The sequence below is a fragment of the Pseudomonas syringae pv. tagetis genome, from assembly GCF_022557255.1.
Taxonomy (GTDB): Bacteria; Pseudomonadota; Gammaproteobacteria; order Pseudomonadales; family Pseudomonadaceae; genus Aquipseudomonas; species Aquipseudomonas caricapapayae.
Window position 1 is genome coordinate 1,083,521 of sequence record NZ_CP092923.1, and the last position, 21,319, is coordinate 1,104,839.

Annotated in this window: 19 protein-coding genes and 1 riboswitch; of the genes, 11 read left to right on the forward strand and 8 right to left on the reverse strand. The window is 59.6% G+C overall.

What is annotated here, in order from left to right:
• Positions 1–18: 18 nt before the first annotated feature.
• Together MME58_RS04815 and MME58_RS04820 are read right to left on the reverse strand one after the other, a co-directional pair.
• The gene (locus tag MME58_RS04815; protein WP_055005672.1) at positions 19–852 is read right to left on the reverse strand and encodes an amino acid ABC transporter permease; all 834 of its coding nucleotides are present in this window, start codon (positions 850–852) and stop codon (positions 19–21) included.
• Positions 849–1,670 carry an ABC transporter substrate-binding protein gene (locus MME58_RS04820; protein ID WP_054985738.1) on the reverse strand — a complete coding sequence of 274 codons (822 nt, stop codon included), beginning with the start codon at positions 1,668–1,670 and terminating at the stop codon, positions 849–851. The genes MME58_RS04815 and MME58_RS04820 overlap by 4 nt, the downstream gene beginning before the upstream one ends.
• 110 nt (positions 1,671–1,780) lie before the next feature.
• On the opposite strand from MME58_RS04820, the gene MME58_RS04825 reads away from it, so the two are divergent.
• Entirely contained in the window at positions 1,781–2,677 is an 897-nt protein-coding gene (locus tag MME58_RS04825; RefSeq protein ID WP_054985737.1) for a homocysteine S-methyltransferase family protein, read from the forward strand.
• Positions 2,678–2,780: 103 nt separating this feature from the next.
• On the opposite strand, the gene mqo is transcribed toward MME58_RS04825, so the two are convergent.
• Together mqo and MME58_RS04835 are read right to left on the reverse strand one after the other, a co-directional pair.
• On the reverse strand, positions 2,781–4,289 hold the full coding sequence (mqo, locus tag MME58_RS04830) for a malate dehydrogenase (quinone) (protein WP_055005671.1): 1,509 nt from the start codon (positions 4,287–4,289) through the stop codon (positions 2,781–2,783).
• A gap of 721 nt (positions 4,290–5,010) precedes the next feature.
• Complete coding sequence (locus MME58_RS04835; protein WP_054985735.1) at positions 5,011–5,244, reverse strand: hypothetical protein; 234 nt, start codon at positions 5,242–5,244, stop codon at positions 5,011–5,013.
• A gap of 228 nt (positions 5,245–5,472) precedes the next feature.
• On the opposite strand from MME58_RS04835, the gene MME58_RS04840 reads away from it, so the two are divergent.
• Positions 5,473–6,054, forward strand: a complete 582-nt coding sequence (locus MME58_RS04840; protein ID WP_054985734.1) for a YajG family lipoprotein — start codon at positions 5,473–5,475, stop codon at positions 6,052–6,054.
• Positions 6,055–6,142: 88 nt separating this feature from the next.
• Here MME58_RS04840 and MME58_RS04845 read toward each other — a convergent pair whose 3' ends face one another.
• On the reverse strand, positions 6,143–6,349 hold the full coding sequence (locus MME58_RS04845; RefSeq protein ID WP_054985733.1) for a hypothetical protein: 207 nt from the start codon (positions 6,347–6,349) through the stop codon (positions 6,143–6,145).
• A gap of 308 nt (positions 6,350–6,657) precedes the next feature.
• Positions 6,658–7,824, reverse strand: a complete 1,167-nt coding sequence (locus MME58_RS04850; protein WP_055005670.1) for a 1-acyl-sn-glycerol-3-phosphate acyltransferase — start codon at positions 7,822–7,824, stop codon at positions 6,658–6,660.
• A 103-nt stretch (positions 7,825–7,927) separates the two neighbouring features.
• On the opposite strand from MME58_RS04850, the gene MME58_RS04855 reads away from it, so the two are divergent.
• The 4 genes from MME58_RS04855 (at position 7,928) to MME58_RS04870 (ending at position 10,034) form a co-directional block, all read left to right on the forward strand.
• Positions 7,928–8,110, forward strand: coding sequence for a CPXCG motif-containing cysteine-rich protein (locus MME58_RS04855; protein WP_054985731.1), 183 nt, complete (start codon positions 7,928–7,930; stop codon positions 8,108–8,110).
• Positions 8,110–8,373: a putative signal transducing protein gene (locus MME58_RS04860; RefSeq protein WP_054985730.1), complete on the forward strand. Its 264-nt coding sequence runs from the start codon at positions 8,110–8,112 to the stop codon at positions 8,371–8,373. Before MME58_RS04855 ends, MME58_RS04860 begins: the two co-directional genes overlap by 1 nt.
• A 29-nt stretch (positions 8,374–8,402) precedes the next feature.
• Complete coding sequence (locus MME58_RS04865; protein WP_054985729.1) at positions 8,403–9,032, forward strand: SOS response-associated peptidase; 630 nt, start codon at positions 8,403–8,405, stop codon at positions 9,030–9,032.
• A gap of 183 nt (positions 9,033–9,215) precedes the next feature.
• Complete coding sequence (locus tag MME58_RS04870) at positions 9,216–10,034, forward strand: M48 family metallopeptidase (protein WP_054985728.1); 819 nt, start codon at positions 9,216–9,218, stop codon at positions 10,032–10,034.
• A 51-nt stretch (positions 10,035–10,085) separates the two neighbouring features.
• On the opposite strand, the gene MME58_RS04875 is transcribed toward MME58_RS04870, so the two are convergent.
• Both MME58_RS04875 and MME58_RS04880 read right to left on the reverse strand, forming a co-directional pair.
• On the reverse strand, positions 10,086–10,670 hold the full coding sequence (locus MME58_RS04875) for a TMEM165/GDT1 family protein (protein ID WP_054985727.1): 585 nt from the start codon (positions 10,668–10,670) through the stop codon (positions 10,086–10,088).
• A gap of 69 nt (positions 10,671–10,739) precedes the next feature.
• Positions 10,740–10,878, reverse strand: a riboswitch (yybP-ykoY riboswitch).
• A 38-nt stretch (positions 10,879–10,916) separates the two neighbouring features.
• Complete coding sequence (locus MME58_RS04880) at positions 10,917–11,915, reverse strand: class I SAM-dependent methyltransferase (protein WP_055005669.1); 999 nt, start codon at positions 11,913–11,915, stop codon at positions 10,917–10,919.
• 339 nt (positions 11,916–12,254) lie between these two features.
• On the opposite strand from MME58_RS04880, the gene MME58_RS04885 reads away from it, so the two are divergent.
• The 5 genes from MME58_RS04885 to MME58_RS04905 all read left to right on the forward strand — a co-directional run bounded on the left by MME58_RS04885 (position 12,255) and on the right by MME58_RS04905 (position 21,315).
• Positions 12,255–12,887, forward strand: a complete 633-nt coding sequence (locus tag MME58_RS04885; RefSeq protein WP_054985725.1) for a LysE family translocator — start codon at positions 12,255–12,257, stop codon at positions 12,885–12,887.
• Between the two features lie 163 nt (positions 12,888–13,050).
• Positions 13,051–14,733: a fatty acid--CoA ligase gene (locus tag MME58_RS04890; protein WP_122297196.1), complete on the forward strand. Its 1,683-nt coding sequence runs from the start codon at positions 13,051–13,053 to the stop codon at positions 14,731–14,733.
• 312 nt (positions 14,734–15,045) lie between these two features.
• Positions 15,046–16,983 carry a DUF1302 domain-containing protein gene (locus MME58_RS04895; protein ID WP_055007249.1) on the forward strand — a complete coding sequence of 646 codons (1,938 nt, stop codon included), beginning with the start codon at positions 15,046–15,048 and terminating at the stop codon, positions 16,981–16,983.
• Positions 16,984–17,011: 28 nt separating this feature from the next.
• Positions 17,012–18,376: a DUF1329 domain-containing protein gene (locus MME58_RS04900; RefSeq protein ID WP_054984453.1), complete on the forward strand. Its 1,365-nt coding sequence runs from the start codon at positions 17,012–17,014 to the stop codon at positions 18,374–18,376.
• A gap of 209 nt (positions 18,377–18,585) precedes the next feature.
• Positions 18,586–21,315 carry a winged helix-turn-helix domain-containing protein gene (locus tag MME58_RS04905; protein ID WP_055007250.1) on the forward strand — a complete coding sequence of 910 codons (2,730 nt, stop codon included), beginning with the start codon at positions 18,586–18,588 and terminating at the stop codon, positions 21,313–21,315.
• Positions 21,316–21,319 lie beyond the last annotated feature (4 nt).

Consider the following 21,319-nt stretch of genomic DNA (forward strand, 5'->3'; position numbering starts at 1 on the left):
TCAACCAACGTTTCAGTCCTACTTCCGCGCCTGATACGCCTTGCCGTAATGCCTTTCCAGTCGCGACTGCAGCAACTCCAAGCCGATCGACATGATCCAGTACAGCACCGCTGCGGTGGTCAGCATTTCGATGTATCGATAGCTTGACCGGCCATAGGACTGCGCCAGAAACATCACCTCCCAGACGCCCATCACTGAAATCAGTGACGAATCCTTGAGCATCGAGATGAACTGGTTGGTCGTCGGCGGAATGATGGTGCGCATGGCCTGGGGCAGGGTAACGCGCCAGAAGATCTGCGCCGGGCGCAAGGCCAGGGCCAGTGCGGCTTCACGCTGTCCGGCAGCGACACCGATGATGCCTGCACGAAAAATCTCGCTCAGGTAAGCCCCGTAGTTGAGCGATAGCGCGATGACGCCTGCGCTGATGGCTCCCGGCACGATGCCGATTTGCGGCAGCCCGAGATAGATCAGCAGAATCTGAATCAACAGCGGTGTGCCACGAAAGAACGAGGCATAAAAGCTGGCAATGCCGAACGCCACTGCACTGCTGGAGAGCCGGGCCAGGGCGGTGACGAAGCCCAGCACTACCGAGACTGCAATCGAACACACCGAAACAAACAGCGTCAGCGCCGCACCCTGAAGAAAGCCGTTGGGGGCCAGGTGCAGACCGATCAGGTTGGGCAGTTTGTCGAGGATGATCGACAGCTTCAGGTCGAAACTCAGGAAGAAGCCGGCGAACAGCGCGAACATGACCAGCCACGTCAGGTAAAGCCGCGTACGGAAGCCGAAAACTCGCTTTAGCAGGCTCTGTTCAGCCTGCTCAGGTGGGCGCTGGGGCTGGAAGGAAGTCATTTGCTGATATCAGCACCGATCCACTTTTGCGACAGCTGGCTGAGCGTGCCGTCTTTCTTGAGTTCGGCGAAGACTTCGCGGACCTTGGCGTCCCATTCCGGATCGTCTTTTTCGATGGCCACGGAGTTGGGTTCCTCGTACAGCGACTCGCCCGCCAGTTTGAAGCGTTTGTCCTGATCCAGACGCGGTTTTGCCGTCACCAGATTGGTGAGTATGGCGTCCAGCCGCTTGCCTGCGCCCAGGCCCAGGTCCTGAAACGCCACGTTGTCGTTATCGTACGGGGCGATCTGTACGTCATCGAACGGGTATTGCAATGGCTTGTCTTCTGCCCCATCAATGACCAGGTTCTTATTCAGGTAGCTTTCGTAGCTGGAAGCGCTGGTCAGGCCGACCTTTTTGCCGCTGAGGTCCTTGGCCGAATGAATGCGGTCATCCGAGGCGTTGACCACGATCACCGCAGGCGAAGCGTAGTACTCGACCGGGAAGTTGAAGACTTCAGCGCGGGCTTTGCTTGGGGTCATCGAGCAGACGCAGATGTCGTAACGGCCGCTCCAGTGGCCTGCCGCGATGACATCCCAGGAGGGCGTTTCAAGGCGCAACTTGACGCCCAGTTTTTGCGCCACGGCCTTGGCGACGTCCACGTCGAAGCCGTCCAGTTCGTTCTTGTCATTCAGGAAGGAGAAGGGCGGGTAACTTTCCATGAGGACGTTGACCAGCTCTTTGTTTTTCTGCACGCGATCCAGCGTGGCGCCGGCCAGAGCTTGAGTGGAGGCCGCCAAAGTGACCAGGCCAATGCCTAGTAGAGCGCGATAATTCACAGATATCCCCTGAAAAAGTATTTGTAGTTTGATGAAAGCGCCGTATTAAATACGTTATACAAGACTGACTCATAATGAGTTTTTTTCATATACATATAAGTAGATCATCTATGACTCAAGGCACAACTGTAATTCTCGATGGCGGCATGGGCCGTGAGCTGCAGCGTCGCGGAGCCCCGTTTCGTCAGCCTGAATGGTCGGCGCTGGCATTGAGTGAGGCCCCTGAAGCGGTCAGCGCGGTGCACGCGGCTTATATCGAAAGTGGCGCTCGGGTCATTACCAGCAACAGCTATGCCGTTGTGCCTTTTCATATTGGCGAAGAGCGCTTTGCCCGCGAGGGGCAGGCACTCGCAGCGCTGGCCGGGCAACTTGCGCGCGCGTCGGCCGACGCTTCGGGTGGACGGGCCCGGGTGGCGGGCTCCATTCCGCCACTGTTCGGCTCCTATCGTCCTGATCTGTACAAGCCTGAGCGGGCAGCCGATATTTTGAAGCCACTGGTGGCCGGGCTGTCGCCGTTTGTCGATCTGTGGCTGGCCGAAACGCAGAGCTGCATACTCGAAGCGCAGACCATCCGCGCCGGGCTGCCCAATGACGGCAAGCCGTTCTGGCTGTCGTTTACCCTTCAGGATGAAGACACCGACGAGGTGCCGCGTTTGCGCTCAGGCGAGCCGGTTGCCGACGCGGCAAAGGCCGCTGCGCAGATGGGGGTTGCGACGCTGCTGTTCAACTGCAGCCAGCCAGAGGTGATCGGCGGTGCAATCGACGCGGCGCGCGAAGTGTTCAAGTCGTTGAATGTCGACATCGCCATTGGTGCCTATGCCAATGCTTTCCCGCCGCAACCCAAGGATGCCAAAGCCAACGATGGTCTGGATGAGTTGCGTGAAGACCTTGATCCTCAGGGCTATCAGCAATGGGCTGCGGACTGGGTCAGACGCGGTGCTACGCACATCGGCGGCTGCTGCGGGATTGGTCCGGAGCACATTGCCGTGTTGTCGAAAAACCTCTGACTGACATCCGCAACGAAAAGCCCCGTGACTCGCAGGAGTTCACGGGGCTTTTTGTCTATACAGCAAGCCGCCTGTGCAGCAGGCTCAGGGGCCTTGAAGCAGGTCAGGCGAAACTGTGCTCCTGGCTGCTTTTCTCGACCAGTTCCAGGGCCTCGTCGTTCTGGGTGCTGATACGCTCGTACAACTGCGCATCGGTTTCCAGGAGTTTTTCCCGGGCCGGGAAAATCTCGTCGAGTTTGGCTGCCCACTCGGTGCGGGTTTTCTCCGGGAAGCAACGTTCCAGCAGTTCCAGCATGATCGATACAGTGACCGAAGCGCCCGGCGAAGCACCCAGCAGGGCGGCGAGTGAGCCGTCCTTCGCCGAAACAAGCTCGGTGCCGAACTGCAGCACACCGCCTTTTTGCGCATCTTTCTTGATGATCTGCACCCGCTGGCCGGCAATTTCGAGACGCCAGTCTTCAGCTTTCGCTTCCGGATAGAAGCGGCGCAGCGATTCCAAGCGTTGCTCCATCGACTGCATCACTTCGCTGACCAGGTACTTGGTCAGGTCCATGTTGTCACGGGCTACCGCGAGCATCGGCTTGATGTTGGCCAGGCGTACCGAGAGCGGCAGGTCGAGAAACGAGCCATGCTTGAGGAATTTGGTGGTGAAGCCGGCATACGGTCCGAACAACAGGGATTTCTTGCCATCGACCACGCGGGTATCCAGATGCGGCACCGACATCGGCGGGGAGCCCACGGCTGCCTGACTGTAGACCTTGGCCTGATGATGCTTGACCACTTCCGGGTTGTCGCAACGCAGCCACTGGCCACTGACCGGGAAGCCGCCAAAGCCCTTGCTCTCTTCGATGCCTGACAACTGCAGCAGCGGCAACGCTGCGCCACCGGCACCGAGGAACACGAATCTGGCGTCTATCTCACGGGTGCCGCCGCCGTTCACGTCCTTGACGCTCACGATCCAGCCTGCGCCGTTGCGGGTCAGGTTGGTGACCCGGCTGCGGTATTTGATCTGCGTGTCCGGAGCGCTGGACAGGTGGCTGAGCAGTTGATTGGTCAGTGCGCCAAAGTTGACGTCTGTGCCGTTCATCATGCGCGTTGCGGCGATTCTTTCGTCAGCAGGCCGCCCGGGCATCATCAGCGGCATCCATTCGGCCAGCTTCGCATTGTCTTCGGTGTACTCCATCGAAGAAAACGCGTGATGCCTGCTCATGGCTTCAAAGCGGGTCTTGAGGAACGAGATGCCGTTTTCACCCTGCACAAAACTCAGGTGCGGGACCGGGTTGATGAATGATCTGGCTGAACCGAAGGTGCCCTTGCGCGCCAGATAGGCCCAGAACTGTTTCGAGACCTCGAACTGGGTGTTGATGTGCACCGCTTTCTTGATGTCGATGGAGCCATCGGCCGCAGGCGGGGTGTAGTTCAGCTCGCACAGACCGGCGTGGCCGGTACCTGCGTTGTTCCACGGGTTGGAACTCTCGGCAGCACCGGAATCCATCAGCTCAACGACTTCCAGCTTGAGGCCGGGGTCGAGCTCCTTGAGCAATACCGCCAGAGTGGCACTCATGATGCCCGCTCCGACCAGTACTACGTCGACTGCTTCGTTATGCGCCATTAACGCGTCTCCAAAATCTGCAGCACCAAATTGACGGCATACGATCCTGAGGCTGGTTGCCAGGTGTTCGGGGTCTGGATCAAAAGGGTGCCCTCGCTTTCCTGGCCAGGATCGCCTGACCGATTCTTCGCAATTTTCCGCATCTAAAGCGCAGGTCCCGGTCAGGCCCGGTCATGGTTCATCAATGCTTCATGAACGCATTTCCAGGCCTGCGAGGCCATTCGACCATCGTCAGGGAGGCCGTCATGCGATGGACTCCTGTCGATGGCGTCAGGCTCCGGTCATGGAGGCGCAGCCGCGGTCAGTCCTGTTCAAGAGAGCCGGTTCAGACGCTGATGGTGCATTTACAAACGCGTACCTATTCATTTGCTCGCCACACTCTTGTGAAGTAGTGAAACCCGTTTTTCACGTCCTTTTGGAAACGTGAACCAAACCTCAAAATGGCTGCGATGACAGCGCTGGCAGGTCAGGAGCCTAAAGAGTGAGGCGCTGGCAGGCGAGAAAGGTTCGATACGATTCGAGCATTCTTCGCCGTTCATCGGGCACACTCGTGCGCACATGACCTGTGTGGGCGGCTCTCTGTGGGCAGTACGAAGGCGCTAATACGACGATTAGCAATGCTGCGAGGCCCGATCAGGAGACGTCCTTATAATCGGGGGGAGATTATAGCGATGAAATGGCAGGAATTGATCGCTTTAAATGACTTTTATTCGCTATCGGGTCAGGCGGTGAGCAACTGGCCGCGTGTCGAGCGCGCGCTACGCTGCGTCACTCGGGCGCTGGCAGGCAGAGGCTGGTTCAGCCAGCCGAGTCTTTGCTCGGTCACTTCGACCCACTCGACACCCGCCGGACGTTGCGCGCAATGCTTGAACGCGCGGCAGATGCCTGCCTGATCAATGCGTGCATAGTGGCGATGCTGGCGGCGTGCGGTAAACAGAGACTGGAAAAGATTCATGGCGCAGCTCCTGTGACGTGGATGAGCGTCTGGGCGATGCAGGCGAGTTTGCCGACCGGATGTGACGCCCTGATTACATCGTGCTGCATCAATCTCAGCCCGCGCCGTCGCGTGAACCCCGATGCAGGCCGGATGTCCGAAGCCTAACGGTCAGCGGCCTCTGGTTAGCGGCTGTGACTGGCCGCTATACTGCGGCACATTCAGTGTCTGGCCCATGGAGAAATGAGCATGCTGCGTCGCATTTTGTTCGGTTTGCTTGCTGTAAGCAGTTTGACCCTGGCGGGCTGTGCCCACAGTCCGCAACAACTCAGCCCCACTCCCAAGCTCAACGCACAGCTCGCCGCCGTAGGGCGTGGTCAGCCTGTGGTCGTGCGTGTCGTCGATGGCCGCCCTGGCCCGACGCTAGGTACCCGTGGCGGCATGTACCCGGAAACCAGCGCCATCAGCGTCAACGGTGCAGATATCGTTCCCAAGCTCCAGGCGCAAGCTGAAGCGGCAGTGCGCCTGCTGGGCTTCACGCCGACACAAGGTGGCAACGCTCCGCAGTTGACCGTTACCCTGGCAGACCTGAAGTACCAGTCACCGAAGGAAGGTCTGTACGTGACTGAAGCCACCATCAGCTCGACGTTCCGCGCTGACGTGCGCAATAACGGGCGCAGCTACAGCGGTCGTTATGCCGCATCGCTGGACCAGCGTTTCGGTATGGCCCCGAACCAGGAAACTAACACCAAGCTGGTGAGTGACGTGTTGAGCGATGCGCTGACCCGCGTCTTCCAGGACGCAACCATCGGTTCTACCCTAGCGCAGTAAGGCTCGCATAAAAAAGAAAAGCCCGGCCCTTGTCGAAGGGGCCGGGCTTTTTGCTTTTTCGGGACCGGCGACGCAGCCGTTGTCAGGCTCAGGCCGCCTGTTGATAGAAATCCAGAAAACTGAAACCGGTGGCCTGGTCCAGATCCGGCAAATCATGATGAGCATGCCCGCCCAGTGCGCAGTAGACCAGCCAGTGGCGGTCCTGAACGTTGAAGGCCAGGCCATCGATCAATTCTTGCTGCTCATCGCTCGGGGCAATGAGATAAAGGCGGTCCTGATTTTTTGCGTGCAGCATGACAAGCTCCAAAAAGAGGGAAGTCCGTTTCTTGAGGAGCCACACAATGCAGGCGAAGTATGACGCTGGGGTGACACCGGCAGAGAATTGTCATGCTGGATGTTTCGGGGCTGCATGACCTCGCGGAGCATGGGCATGATGTGCGCCCTCCCGTACACCTGTCGTTCCTCACGCTCCAGCGCGGGAATGCCTTGGGTGACGCTCTGCGTCACGGCGCGCTGAAGCGCTCAAGGTCGGACGCAGAGCGTCCAGAACTGCATGCCTGTGCGGAGCGTGAGGAACGATAGGTCAGGTTTTTCCCGGACACATTAGAGTGGCAGCCCAGCCTTGACGCGGTACTGGTTGCGGACCGGTGTCGCGTACTGCTGAATCAGGTAAGGGCGATGTTCGACCGGCACGCCAGCCAGGCGGCCTTCCCATTCATCCCGGGCGCGCTCCAGCTCATCGGCGGGAAACAGGGTCGCAACTGGCGGAACGTCGAGACTCGGGTCGGCAGCGCTCCATTGTGCGTACGCAAGGTAATGCACCGGAAACAGGCGATAGCCCCCGAGAATCTGCCGGTCCATCTCGATGGCCAGTTGCTTGGTGTCCTCGAACTGCTCGGTGATCGGCGGTGCGAAGTTGACGTGTACGCGGCCTTTATAACCGGTGATTCCCAGAGCGATACTTACGTCGTCTTCGCCCGGCGTCTTGGTGTAAGAGCCGGTGGTTGCACGAATGTACAGCTCCCGGGCCTTGGCGCTGTCGCACGGGTCGTATTCATAGCTGATCGATACCGGGATCAGGTTCAGAGAACGAATCACGTCGCCAAACGGCTCATCCTTGCGGCTCATGTGAAACATCTTGAGGATCGCCGACTCGGTGCGGTCGTCACCATCCTTGGCACGGCCTTCGGCCTGAGCGATCCAGATGGATTGGCAGTCCTTGGTAATCGAGTGATTGATGTAGGCCGACAGCAATTGATAGGCCGCCATTTTCTCGCGCCGCCCGCTGATCGAGCGATGCACGATGAAGCTCTTGTTCAGGCGCATCAGGTCGCTGACGAAGGGCTTCTGCAGGAGGTTGTCGCCAATGGCAATGCGCGGTGTTGGCAGGCCTGCGTGGTACACGGCATAGTTGACGAATGCCGGGTCCATGACGATATCGCGGTGATTGGCCAGAAACAGGTACGCACAACCGGACTTGAGCTGTTCGACGCCAGTGTAGGTGACCCCGTCGGTGGCGCGCTCGATGGTATGGTCGACGTAATACTCGACCTTGTCCTGCAGCGTGGCGACCGAGTCGATACCGGCAAACTCGCGGCGCAGTTTGCGCGCCAGCGTTGGCTGCAGCAGCCAGCCGAACGCACCCGCCAGGCGGGGAAAGCGAAATCGGGTCAGAATTGCGAGAAAGGCTTTGTCGCTCAGCAGACGTGCCAAGACGGCGGGGACTTCTGCATCGTTGTAAGGTCGGATGGCATCAAATTCGCCCATCATGCTCTCTTGTTGGAATCGGATAGGGTAAAAAGAAGACGGATTTGTTAAAACAGCCTTCTGAAGAATGGGGCAATTATACGCATAACTGATCCCGGAGACCGTGATGCAGGAATTAGAGAGTTACGACTGCCCTTATTGCGGGGAGCCTGTCGAAGCCGTACTGGACCTGTCCGGTGGCGATCAACAGTATATTGAAGACTGCCCGGTCTGCTGCCGCCCGATCATTTTCAACCTGCAGACCGACGGCGAAGACTGGAATCTGGACGTTCGCAGCGAGAACGAGTGATGCAGAAGATCTATGAGCCCGAGAACCTGATGGAGGCCGAGTTGCTGCTGGCAATGCTCGCCAGCGAGGGCGTCAAGGCGCATCTGGCTGGTCGCGATCTGCTCGGTGCGATGGGCGAGCTGCCGGGCCTCGGGCTTCTGGCGCTCAAGGTCGACGATGCACAGGTCGCACGGGCACGCGAGCTGATCACTGCGTACAATAGCGCCTCGCCCTTGTCTGGCGATGAGCTGCCGGATGATTTTCCCGACATCCTCGTGTGTTGAGCACGATCAAAAGAGTCTGATAACCCCCCATGTGTGGACGCTTCGCCCTGTTTCGCTGGACCCCTGCCTTTGCCGCCTTGCCCGGTTTTCCTGCCGATCAACAGGCGCAATGGAACATTTCGCCAGCCGACTGGGTGTTGATCATGCGCGCTGCCGAGAACGAGGGCGGTATCGAGCTGGTGCGTGCGCGCTGGGGGCTGACCCCGGCCTGGCTTACCGACCTGTCGAAGACCCCGGCCCACGCACGGGCCGAAACGGTGGCCGAGCAACCGATGTTTCGCGACGCCTTTACCCATCGCCGCTGCCTGCTGCCCGCCAACGGCTTTTACGAGTGGCGCGGCACGGTGCGCAAGCGACCGTTCTGGCTGACGCCGGGGGAGGGGGCTGCGTTGTTTTTTGCGGCAATATGGGAGGCGTATCCGGTGCAGGGGCATACCTATCTGAGCGTGGCGGTGGTCACCCAGGCAGCCGCGAGCCAGCGTCGCCCCTTGATTCTCGATGCTCAAGGACAGAAGGACTGGCTGGCCGCCGATACGCCATTGCCAACCCTGCAAGCATTATTGGCCGCCCCGCAGACTGCATTGCGAGAGCGGCCTCTGGCCAACCTGGTCAATGACCCGAAACTCAATGCGCCTGAGTGCCTTACCCCTTTGAGCTAGGCGCGCAGACCTGAAAGCGGCGAATCAGACAAATCCGATATCCGCTTTGAAGCACATCTGATACAAACGGGACATACCTTCGGGAACCATCCACCTCTCTCAAAGCCCAAGATGCCAGTTGGCCGGTATCTGGCGCAGAGGTCTGCCCCGGTAATGACCGTTTCATAAACAAGGAGATTCACCATGCGTCAGTCATTTGCCTTCTGTGCCTTGAGCGCCGCGTTGCTGCTCGGCGGGTGTCAGGCTGTGAATACCACCAGTGGCGACTCGGTCGGTGTGGAGCGCAAACAGTACATGTTCAGCATGCTCTCGACTGACGAAGTCAACAAAATGTACGCCCAGTCCTATCAGCAGACCGTCAGCGAAGCGACCAGCAAAGGGGTGCTGGATACCACCAGCGCAAATGCCAAGCGTGTTCACGCAATCGCTGACCGCTTGATTGCCCAGGCCCCGAAACTGCGGCCGGACTCGGCTCAGTGGCAGTGGGAAGTCAACCTGATCAAGAGCGATGAGCTGAACGCCAACTGTGGTCCGGGCGGCAAGATTTTCGTGTATACCGGCCTGATCGACACCCTCAAGCTGACCGACGATGAACTTGCCGCGGTCATGGGACACGAGATCGCCCATGCCTTGCGCGAGCACGGGCGTGAAGCGATGTCCAAGGCCTACGGTGTGGCAATGGCCAAACAGGGGGCGGGTGCCTTTCTGGGGCTGGGTCAGGACAGCCTGGCGCTGGCCGACACCGTGGTCAACTACAGCTTGACCTTGCCCAACAGCCGCAGCAATGAAAACGAAGCCGACCTGATCGGCCTGGAGCTGGCCGCACGTGCGGGTTACAACCCCAATGCGGCCATCACTCTATGGCAGAAGATGACTCAGAACGCGGGGGGCTCGCAGCCCGAGTTCATGAGTACTCACCCGGCATCCCAGAGTCGCATCGCATCGCTGCAGGCCGCGATCCCCAAGGTGATGCCGCTGTATGAGCAAGCCCCTAAATCCTGATCGGCCCAAATCCCGTAGCGTGGCGCGTTTGCGCAACGCCCCGGGTATGGGTCACACCCAGCCGCTGACCTGCATTGCCTTGTACACCGCCACCAGCGCCAGCACGAAGAACGCGCAGGCAGCCAGGCGGCGGATCAGCGTCAGTGGCAATTTCTCGGCGGCAAAATTACCCGCCAGCACCACCGGCACGTTGGCCAGCAGCATGCCTACGGTGGTACCGAGAATCACCAGCCACAGGTAGGAATATTGCGCAGCCAGCATCACGGTGGCGATCTGCGTCTTGTCACCGATTTCAGCGATGAAGAAGGTGATCAACGTGGTCATGAACGGGCCGAATTTGCGTGCCGTACTGGCTTCTTCGTCATCCATCTTGTCCGGAACCAGTGTCCACAGCGCCGTGGCGGTAAAGCTGGCGGCGAGGATCCAGTGCAGCACTGCGTCTGACAGGAAGCTGCTGAACCATGCACCTACAGCGCCTGCTGCCGCATGATTGGCCAGGGTTGCGGCGACGATGCCCGCGATGATCGGCCATGGCTTGCGAAAGCGTGCGGCGAGAATGAGCGCGAGCAACTGCGTCTTGTCACCGATCTCGGCGAGCGCAACCACTGCGGTAGGGATTAAGAATGATTCCAGCATCAGGTTTCCTAAGGGGCGGGTCGACACGGCTATGACACGTACGACCTCCCCGCCCCGGGTAAGGTGTTCGTGTCATAGGTCTTGTCAAACCACCGATCCGTCTGAGCGGATTCCGGGTCGCACGTACCATGGTCTGAGGACCAAGTATGTTGATACGTGCCGGACGAGCATGGCGCTCGTGGGAGACTACTCCCCTAGGACGGAGCGGATTCTGCCTCCGCGAAAACGTTTCGGCAAGTGCTTATTTCAAGGGCGCCTGGCGCTGTAGATTTTGAAACCGTTGCCTTGGGCCCTGACTTCGCATTGCCCGACATGCTCTTCGATCAGTGGCTGATAACGCAGAAAATTATTGGCCACCAAGCGCAGTTCGCCGCCTGATTTAAGATGTTGGCGTGCTTTTCTCAGCAGGTTTTCCGTCGCCATGTAATCGGTATGAACCCCGACATGGAACGGCGGGTTGCTCAGGATCGTGTTCAGGCCCATCGGTGCAGCGTCGATTCCGTCACCGGTCAGCACCTGCGCTTCCAGGCCATTGGCGGCCAGGGTCAGGCGTGAACTGGCCGTTGCGAAAGCGTCCACATCCAGCAGGACGACATCGTTATGCGGGTAGCGACGCTTGACCGCTGCACCGAGTACGCCGGCACCACAGCCGAAGTCGAGCAGATTGCCGCTCGGCAGTTTGTCGATGTTTTCCAGCAAAAGCGCCGAACCACGATCAAGTCGGCCATGGCTGAAAACGCCCGGCAGGCTGACTACGGTCAGCGGGCCGTCCTGCAATTCAATCTGGTAGGGCCTGGCCAGGCTTTCCAGTGTCACGGCTTGCGGTGCGTTCTCGACGGTGACCTGCCAGAGCTGGCAGTGGCGGGCACTGTCGAGCTTGCGTGCGCGACCGAACGGACTCAGTTGCTTTGCCGCCGCTTCGATACCACCCCGCTTTTCGCCGACCAGAAACAGCTCGCGCCCGGCCAGACGCGAGGCCAGTGCATTGAGCAGGTAGTCGGTCAGGTCACGAGCCTTGGGAAGGAACAGTACGGCAGCTTCGAAGGCGGTCTCTGGCGCCTCAACGCCGAAATCCACGCGGCCCTCAAACCGCGCATCCAGCGCGGCCTGATCACCGGCATGCCAGCACCATCCACGCGCGCCCGGCAGTTTTCCGAGCAGGTCGTCGGCGGGCAGCCCCACCAGCAACAGCGAGCCCTGAAACAGCTCGGCCTGACGGAGTAACACTTCACTGCGCGGGTCCATGGAATGGCTCCTGAAAAAGCGCGCAGTCTAACAGGATATGGGGCAGGAGGACGCGGAGCGTCCAGAACGGCATGCGACGCGGAGCGTCGCACGATGGTTGTGATGATCGTTTTGCACGCTCCAGCGTGGGGATGCGGTTCTTGATGTTCTGCGTTGCGAGAGGACGCGGAGCGTCGCACGGTAGTTGAGATTATCGTTCCGCACGCTCCAGCGTGGGGATGCAGTTCTCGACGCTCTGCGTCGCCCAAAGGACGCTTCGCATCAATGCTGGCACCTGTTGCGAAGACATCAGACAGCGTAATCTGCCGGGTCAGACTTCAATCCTCCAGGAGGCCCCACATGTATTGGGCAGAATTTCTCACCGTCGCGCTGATCCACCTGCTGGCTGTGGCCAGCCCCGGTCCGGACTTTGCGGTGGTGGTGCGCGAGAGCGTGACGCATGGACGCAAGGCGGGCACCTGGTCAGCGCTGGGCGTCGGTTCGGCCATCTTCCTTCATGTGGGTTATTCGTTGCTGGGTATCGGCATTATCGTTTCCCAGTCCATCGTCCTGTTCAACGCATTGAAATGGGCGGCAGCCGCGTACCTGCTGTACATCGGTATCAAGGCCCTGCGAGCCAGACCCGCTGCCGAAACAGACGATGCCGCCATCAAGGCAGCCCCTGGCGAGCGCACGGCAAAGGGGGCCTACATCAGCGGTTTTGTTACCAACGGACTTAATCCCAAGGCAACGCTGTTTTTCCTCTCGCTGTTCACGGTAGTGATCAATCCGCACACACCGCTGCTGGTGCAGGGCGGCTATGGTGTTTACCTCGCAGTGGCGACGGCCGCCTGGTTCTGTCTGGTGGCGCGCCTGTTCAGTCAGGCGCGGGTACGCGCGGGGTTTGCGCGCATGGGGCACTGGTTTGATCGGGCAATGGGCGGCGTGCTGGTTGCGCTGGGCATCAAACTGGCGCTCACCGAAGTACGCTGAAACCTGTATTCAATGAGGGCTTTGCTGATCATGCACAGCCTTTGGGCGCCTCTCGGAGACAGCGAGAGGCCGCCTGAATCATCCCTTTTACTGATTTCACTGGCAGCGGAGGGCTCTAGAGTCCATATTCCAGCTTCGCCTGTGGACTTGAAAAGGGGCTCATATGTTACAGACTCGTGTTCTTCCGCCAGCCGATAGCGCTTACCAGTACCCTCTGTTGATCAAGCGCCTGCTGTTGTCCGGCGGTCGTTATGAAAAGACGCGCGAAATTGTTTACCGCGACTCCGTCCGCTATACCTACCCCACGCTCAACGAACGCATTTGCCGTCTGGCCAACGTACTCACGGCTGCAGGCGTGAAGGCGGGCGATACCGTGGCGGTCATGGACTGGGACAGCCACCGTTATCTGGAATGCATGTTCGCGATCCCGATGATCGGCGCGGTGATACATACCGTCAATGTGCGGCTCTCTCCCGAGCAGATCGTCTATACCATCAATCATGCCGATGACCGCCTGGTGCTGGTGAACAGCGAGTTTGTGGGGCTGTATCAGGCGATGTCCGGACACTTGACTACGGTCGAAAAGACCCTGCTGCTGACGGATCTGCCAGACAAGACTGCCGATCTGCCAAACCTTGTCGGCGAGTACGAGACCCTGCTGGCGGCCGCCAGCCCCGAGTACGTCTTCGAGGATTTCGACGAAAATTCGGTCGCGACCATGTTCTACACAACAGGCACGACGGGTAACCCGAAAGGGGTCTACTTCACCCATCGCCAGCTCGTGTTGCACACCATGGGTGGGGCGGCCACCCTGGGGGGCGTCGACACACCACGGCTGCTGGGCAGCGATGATGTCTACATGCCTATCACTCCGATGTTCCACGTGCATGCCTGGGGCATTCCCTACGTTGCTACCCTGCTGGGCCTGAAACAGGTGTACCCCGGCCGCTATGAGCCCGAACTGCTGGTAGAGCTTTGGCGCAAGGAGAAGGTGACGTTCTCCCACTGTGTGCCGACCATCCTGCAAATGTTGCTCAACGCCAAATCCGCCCAGAATGCAGATTTCGGCGGCTGGAAAATCATCATTGGCGGCAGCTCGTTGAACCGCAGCCTGTATCAGGCCGCCAAGGCCAAGGGCATCCAGCTGACTGCCGCGTATGGCATGTCTGAAACCGGGCCGCTGATTTCCATCGCGCACATCAATGACGAACTGCAGGCCAGCAGTGAGGACGAGCGGATCACCTACCGGATCAAGGCGGGTGTTCCCGTCATGCTGGTGGAGGCAGCCATCGTCGATCTGCAAGGCAACGTTCTCCCGGCCGATGGCGAGACCCAGGGTGAATTGGTCCTGCGTGCGCCGTGGCTGACCGAAAGCTATTTCCGTGAGCCCGAGAAAGGCGCTGAACTGTGGGCGGATGGCTGGCTGCATACGGGCGATGTGGCAACGCTGGACGCTATGGGCTTCATCGATATTCGCGACCGTATCAAGGACGTGATCAAGACCGGTGGTGAATGGATTTCTTCGCTGGAACTCGAAGACCTGTGCAGTCGCCATCCAGCCGTGCGCGAAGTGGCCGTGGTCGGGATCGCCGATCCGCAATGGGGCGAACGCCCGTTTGCCTTGCTGGTGATCCGCGATGGCCATCAACTCGATGCCAAAGGATTGAAGGAGCACCTCAAGCCGTTTGTCGAGCAAGGTCACATCAATAAGTGGGCAATTCCCAGCCAGATCGCGCTTGTTACCGAAATTCCCAAGACCAGCGTCGGCAAGCTGGACAAAAAGCGCATGCGCCTGGACATCATCGAGTGGCAAAAAAGCAACAGCGCGTTTCTGTCGACGCTCTGAGCGCTCATGCTTGCCGTGCCCGTCCGGTGCGGCAAGTGTCTGCGCTGCAGGTCCTGCTCTGTCACTTGCCAAATTTCCAGATTACGCCCCATCCTCCCCGCCACACGTTTTTCAGCGGCCTCCCGGAAACGGGCGGGCCAGAGGCGTTGGCCCTGCAAATCACACTTTAGAGGGATCTAGCGTCAGGGCGTGCTGGCTATAGTCGGCACAGGGAATGAGCAAGAGCGAGCTGGCTGTGTGTGTTGATTCGATGACTGAGTCGTTTTTGGATTTTCCCACTGCCATAACAATAAAACACAAGGAGTAGCGTCGATGACAAGCACACCCCCATTCTGGCGTCGGGCCAGGCTGCCTCTGGCCGTCAGCCTTGCTTCCTCGCTCGCCGGCCCGGCCTTTGGCGTGACCTTCAATGTCGGTGAGATCGAAGGCAGTTTCGATTCATCGCTGTCGGTGGGCGCCAACTGGTCGACCGCAAACCCCAATAAAAACCTGATCGGTGCCAACAACGGCGGACGTGGTCTGTCGCAGACTTCCGATGACGGTCACTTGAACTTCAAACGGGGGGAAACGTTTTCGAAGATTTTCAAGGGCATCCATGATCTGGAACTGAAGTACGGCGATACCGGCGTGTTCCTGCGTGGCAAATACTGGTACGACTTTGAACTCAAGGATGAAAATCGCGAGTTCAAGGACATCAGTGACTCGGGCCGCAAGGAGGGCGCAAAGTCATCCGGGTTTCAGTTGCTTGACGCATTTGTCTATCACAACTATTCGATCGCCGATCAACCGGGCGCTGTGCGCTTCGGCAAGCAGGTCATCAGTTGGGGTGAAAGTACCTTCATTCAGGGCGGCATCAACAGCGTCAACCCGGTCGATGTCTCGGCCTTCCGGCGTCCAGGCTCTGAAATCAAGGAAGGCCTGATTCCGGTCAACATGTTCTACCTGTCGCAGAGCCTGACCGACAACCTGTCTGCCGAGGGTTTCTACCAGCTCGAATGGGACCAGACGGTCGTCGATAACTGCGGCACCTTCTTTTCGCAGCCAGATGTGATTGCCGACGGTTGCAACAACAACCTCGCCGTGTTGCGCAGCCGCAGCGGCCTGAACAGTTCACTGACCGCTGCCGGTTTGCCGGCGGGCGCACGCGGTGCGGTCTTCAACTCGCTGTCGCAGCAGGGCGTGGTGTTCGGCAACCCCGATGAGGGCGCGGTTGTGCGCCGTGGTCCGGACCGCGATGCGCGTGACAGCGGCCAGTTCGGTTTTGCCCTGCGTTACAACTTCGAACCGCTGGACACCGAGTTCGGTGCCTACATGATGAATTACCACAGCCGTGCGCCGATTTTCAGCGGGCGCGGCGGCTCGGCAGCTTCGTTCAGCCCGCAAGGGCTGGTGGGCTCACTGGTTCGCAACGGTTTGCCTGCCAGCACTGCCGCAGCGCTGGCACCGACCTTGCTGCCGGTTGTCGTGGCCGGCAACTCCAGTTATTACGTCGAGTACCCGGAAGACATCCGCCTTTATGGCCTGAGCTTCTCGACCACCCTGCCTACCGGCACGGCGTGGAGCGGCGAGATCAGCTACCGCCCCAACGCACCGATTCAGGTCAACACCACCGATATCCTGTATTCGGGCATTTCCCCGCTCAACCCCAATGTATCGCTGCTGAGCGGGCAGCCCAATACCGATCAGCCCGGTTATCGCCGCAAGGAGATCACCCAGCTGCAAACCACCTTCACCCAGTTTTTTGACCAGGTCATGGGGGCCGAGCGTCTGACGGTGGTCGGTGAAGTCGGCTGGACACATGTGGGGGGCCTGGAAAGCACGTCCAAAATTCGCTACGGCCGCGACCCCGTGTATGGACCGGGCCCTCTGCCTGGCGGGCAGTGCGCGACGCTGAACGCAGGCACGCTGACCGGTACCGAACAGAACAACCTGACCCGCTACTGCGAAGACGACGGTTTCACCACTGCCAACTCCTGGGGCTACCGCGCCCGCGCCATCTGGGATTACAACAGCGTGTTTGCGGGGGTAAACCTCAAGCCGAGTGTGGCCTGGTCGCATGACGTCAAAGGCTATTCCCCCGGCCCTGGCGGCAACTTCGAGGAGGGTCGCAAGGCGGTCAGCCTGGGGCTCGATGCCGAGTACCAGAACACGTACACCGCCAACCTTTCCTACACCAACTTCTTTGATGGCAAATACACCACGGTTGATGACCGTGACTTCGTAGCGCTCAGCTTTGGCATGAACTTCTAAGAACATGGTTTTCAGGATGACGATGAATATGAAAATAACAAAAAGTCTGTTGCAAGCTGGGGTTCTGGGCATGTCGTTGCTGGCGACCGGTGTGATGGCGGCGGTCTCAGCATCGGACGCGGCAAAGCTGGGGACGTCGCTGACGCCGATGGGCGCGGAAAAAGCCGGCAACGCGGCCAACACCATTCCTGCCTGGAGCCCGTTGCCGAAAAATGCCGGAGCGGTGGACAGCAAGGGGTTCCTCGCCAACCCGTATGCCAGCGAAAAACCGTTGTTTATCATCACCGCGGCCAATGTCGAGCAGTACAAGGACAAACTGGCACCCGGTCAGTATGCAATGTTCAAGCGTTATCCCGACAGTTACCGGATCCCGGTCTACCCGACCCATCGCGGTGCCACTGTGCCGGATGAGGTGTTCGCCGCCATCAGGAAAAACGCCACGACCACCAGACTGGTCGGCGGCGGCAGCGGCCTGGAGAACTTCGACACGGCCATCCCGTTCCCGATTCCGGCCAATGGTGTCGAAGTCATCTGGAACCACATCACCCGTTACCGCGGCGGCAGCGTCAAGCGTCTGGTCACTCAGGCCACGCCGCAGCCCAACGGCTCCTACAGTCTGGTGTACTTCTCCGATCAGTTCGTGTTTCGCGACAAGATGAGGGATTTCGATCCGAAAAATCCAGGTAATATCCTGTTTTACTTCAAGCAGGAAGTGACTGCTCCGGCACGTCTTGCGGGCGGCGTGCTGCTGGTGCACGAAACCCTGGATCAGGTCGCCGAACCGCGTTCGGCATGGCTGTATAACGCCGGTCAGCGGCGTGTGCGACGTGCCCCGCAGGTTTCCTATGACGGGCCGGGCACCGCTTCGGATGGTCTGCGTACTTCCGACAATCTGGACATGTACAACGGTGCGCCGGATCGCTATGACTGGAAGCTGATCGGCAAGCAGGAAATGTACATAGCGTCCAACAGCCACAAGCTGGACGATCCGACGCTCAAGTACGCCGACATCATCAAGGCTGGCCACATCAATCAGGACCTGACCCGCTATGAGCTGCGTCGCGTGTGGCACGTCACCGCCACCCTCAAGGAAGGTCAGCGGCATATCTATGCCAAGCGTGACTTCTTCATCGATGAAGACACTTGGCAGGCTGCCGTTATCGACCATTACGACGGGCGTGGTCAGCTGTGGCGCGTTGCCGAAGCGCATGCGGAAAACTATTATGACCAGCAGGTGCCGTGGTACGCGGTGGAAACGCTGTATGACCTGCAATCCGGCCGCTATGTGGCTTTGGGCATGAAAAACGAAGAGAAGCGGGCGTACGAGTTCGGTTTCACTGCCGGCACCAGCGACTTCACCCCCAATGCACTGCGTCAGGAAGGCGTTCGTTGATACCTGATCGATACACGCTGTGAATGGACGTCTGCCTCGTGCTCCTGAAAAGCCCCTTGATTGGGGCTTTTTCATTTTCAGGACGCTGACTTATAAACTGTAGGAATTTTGTTACAGTCTTTTCGGTGATGACCTTTCAAAAGAAACGCTTTACCCGCTAGTCTCGGAACACCGCGATGCCGAAACAACGATCTTCACACGAGCCGGCCATGACTGATCTGTCCCGAATGCAAGGGTTCGCAGACAGCGCGATTCCTGCGTTGGAAGGGCGATTTTTCCGTCCACCTCTCCCTGAGGCTTATGTTCCTCGCCCCCGCTTGTGCCAACGCCTCGATCAGGGGTTGAGTGGCAGGTTGCTGTTGGTGTGTGCTCCGGCCGGGTTCGGCAAGAGTTCGCTGGCCGTCGAGTTCTGTCAGGGGCTGCCGGACAAGTGGCAGAACGCATGGCTGGGTCTGAGCGCACGCGACAGTGACCCCGGTCGTTTTCTCGAACGTTTGCTGGCCAGCCTTCAGCAGTTCTTTCCGCAACTGGGCACGCAGGCAATGGGCTTGCTGAAAATGCGTCAGCGTCACCAACCGTTCGCGTTCGAGGAGTGGCTCGACGGTCTGCTCGACGAACTGGCCATGCACCTGATGCTGAGCAAGCCGCTACTGTTGGTGCTTGATGATTATCATCTGGCACAGGGTCCGGTTCTTGACCGCTGCTTGCAGTTCCTGCTCAACCACTTGCCGGTTGGACTGGTGATCATGGTGACCAGTCGACAGCGTCCTGAGTGGCACCTGGCACGCCTGCGTCTGACCCGGCAGTTGCTCGAGCTCAACGAGCAGGACCTGCGCCTCACGCATGCCGAGTCCATGGCGGTGCTGGATCGGCACAGCAGCTCGCTCGACAGCGAGGTGTTGCAAAGCCTTGTCCAGCGCAGCGAAGGCTGGGTGGCCGGGCTGCGATTCTGGTTGCTGGCGGCGTCCGGGGCCGGGGATGAGAGCACCCTGTCACACACACTGCGTGGCAGTGAGGTGCTGATTCGCGAGTATCTGCTCGAGGAAGTGATCGACTGCCTGCCAGCCGAGGTCCAGGCGTTTCTTTATGACACTGCGTGTCTGGAGCGATTTTGCGCCGAGCTGTGCGATGCTGCGCGTGACAGCCATGACAGCGTCGAGATGCTGGCTTATCTGCAGGCGCACCAGGTATTTCTGGTGCCTCTGGACGAGCAGGGGCACTGGTTTCGCTATCACCATCTGTTTTCCGATCTGTTGCGCGCACGGCAGACTGGCGGGTCGCAACCGACCCGTCTGCACCTCAACGCCTGTCGCTGGTTCAGTGCCCAGGGGCAACTGGACGAAGCGGTCGAGCAGGCATTACGCGCCGGTCACCTGGATGTGGCCGCCAATCTGGTGCAGAACCTCTCCGAAGAGCAACTGCTGGCCGAGCAGAATGTCGGCATGTTGCTGCGCTGGAAGATGGACTTGCCGGATGAGCTGTTGACCAGTACGCCACGCTTGATTGTGCTTTACGCCTGGGCACTGGGGCTGGCCTGCCAACTGGATGCTGCCGAGGAACTGGCCAATCAACTGAGCCGGTTCCTGCCTGCGCCCTCGGCGACCGCACAAAAATCCATGCTTGCCCAGTGGCTGGCACTCAGCGGCATCATCGCGCGTGGCCGCGGGGACAGTGAAAAGACGGAACGCTATTGCACTGAGGCTTTGCTGAGCCTGCCGGAAAAACGCTATGGCCAGCGGCTGGTCTGCCTGTCGACACTGGCCAACCTTGCGGTTGCCAAGGGAGATCTGTGGCAAGCCCGTGTGCTGAATCGTGATGCGCTGGAGCTGGCGCAGCGTGTTGCCAACCCGTTGTTCGAGGCGCTGGCGCATTACGACCGTGCCAGAGTCCTCCAGGCCCGTGGCGAAATTCTGCGTGCGCTGGACGAAGTGCGACGTGGACAGCAGCGTCTCAAAGGGCTGTCCACCGTGCGCCTGTACGCGGTGCGTGCGCGCTTGACGCTGTACGAAGGCTATTTGCTGACCCTGCGCCTGCAGGTGGATCAGGGGCGGGTTCTATTGCTGGCCGGTCTGGCCGAAGCACGCGCCTGTCGCGACATCAGCGTGCTGATCGGCCACTGTGTGATTGCCACCATGGAGGGATGCGCCGGACAATTTGCCGAAGCCTTCGCCGAGCTTGCCGAGGCCGAACGCCTGATGCATATCTGGGACGTACCACCGGTCTACTATCTGGCGATGATTACCCTGGTCAAGTGCGAATTGTGGCTGTTGCAAGGGCGCATGGATCTTGCCGAAGCCTGGCTGCTGCGCCTGACTCAGACCTACAGCGGAGGGGCGGGCGCTGCGGGCCCCGAGTGTCACCCACAATTGCCGCAACACATTGAATTGCAGCGTGCGGTACTGGAACAGACACAAGGTGACAGCGTTGCCAGCGAGCAGCGCTTGCAGGCGCTCGAACGGTGCGCTCAGGAGGTGGGCGCGCATCTGCTCGGGCTGCTCGCCATGACCCGGCAAATCGGTCTGCTGCTGACTCAGACACGGCACGACGAGGCGCGAGCGCTGTTGCTCCGCAGCCTGCACGCAGCGGCCGGCGGGGCACTGTTACCTTTCAGAGCGTTGCTGAGTGAGCATTCCCAATGGCTGCATGAGCAACTGCTTCAGGTTCCGCCCTGCAGGGTTCGCGACGCCTTGCTGGAAAAGCTACCGGCCTCTTGCACGGCGGCAGCCGAGCCTGCGCATGGCAGCAATTGCCTGAGTGTCCGCGAACTGGGCGTGCTGCAACTGATTGCGCAGGGCTGTTCCAATCAGGAGATCAGCGAGCAACTGTTCATTTCCCTGCACACCGTCAAGACGCACGCCAGCCATATCAACAGCAAACTGGGGGTCGAACGGCGTACCCAGGCGGTGGCGAGAGCGAAGGTGCTGGGCTTGCTGGGTTAGCCGG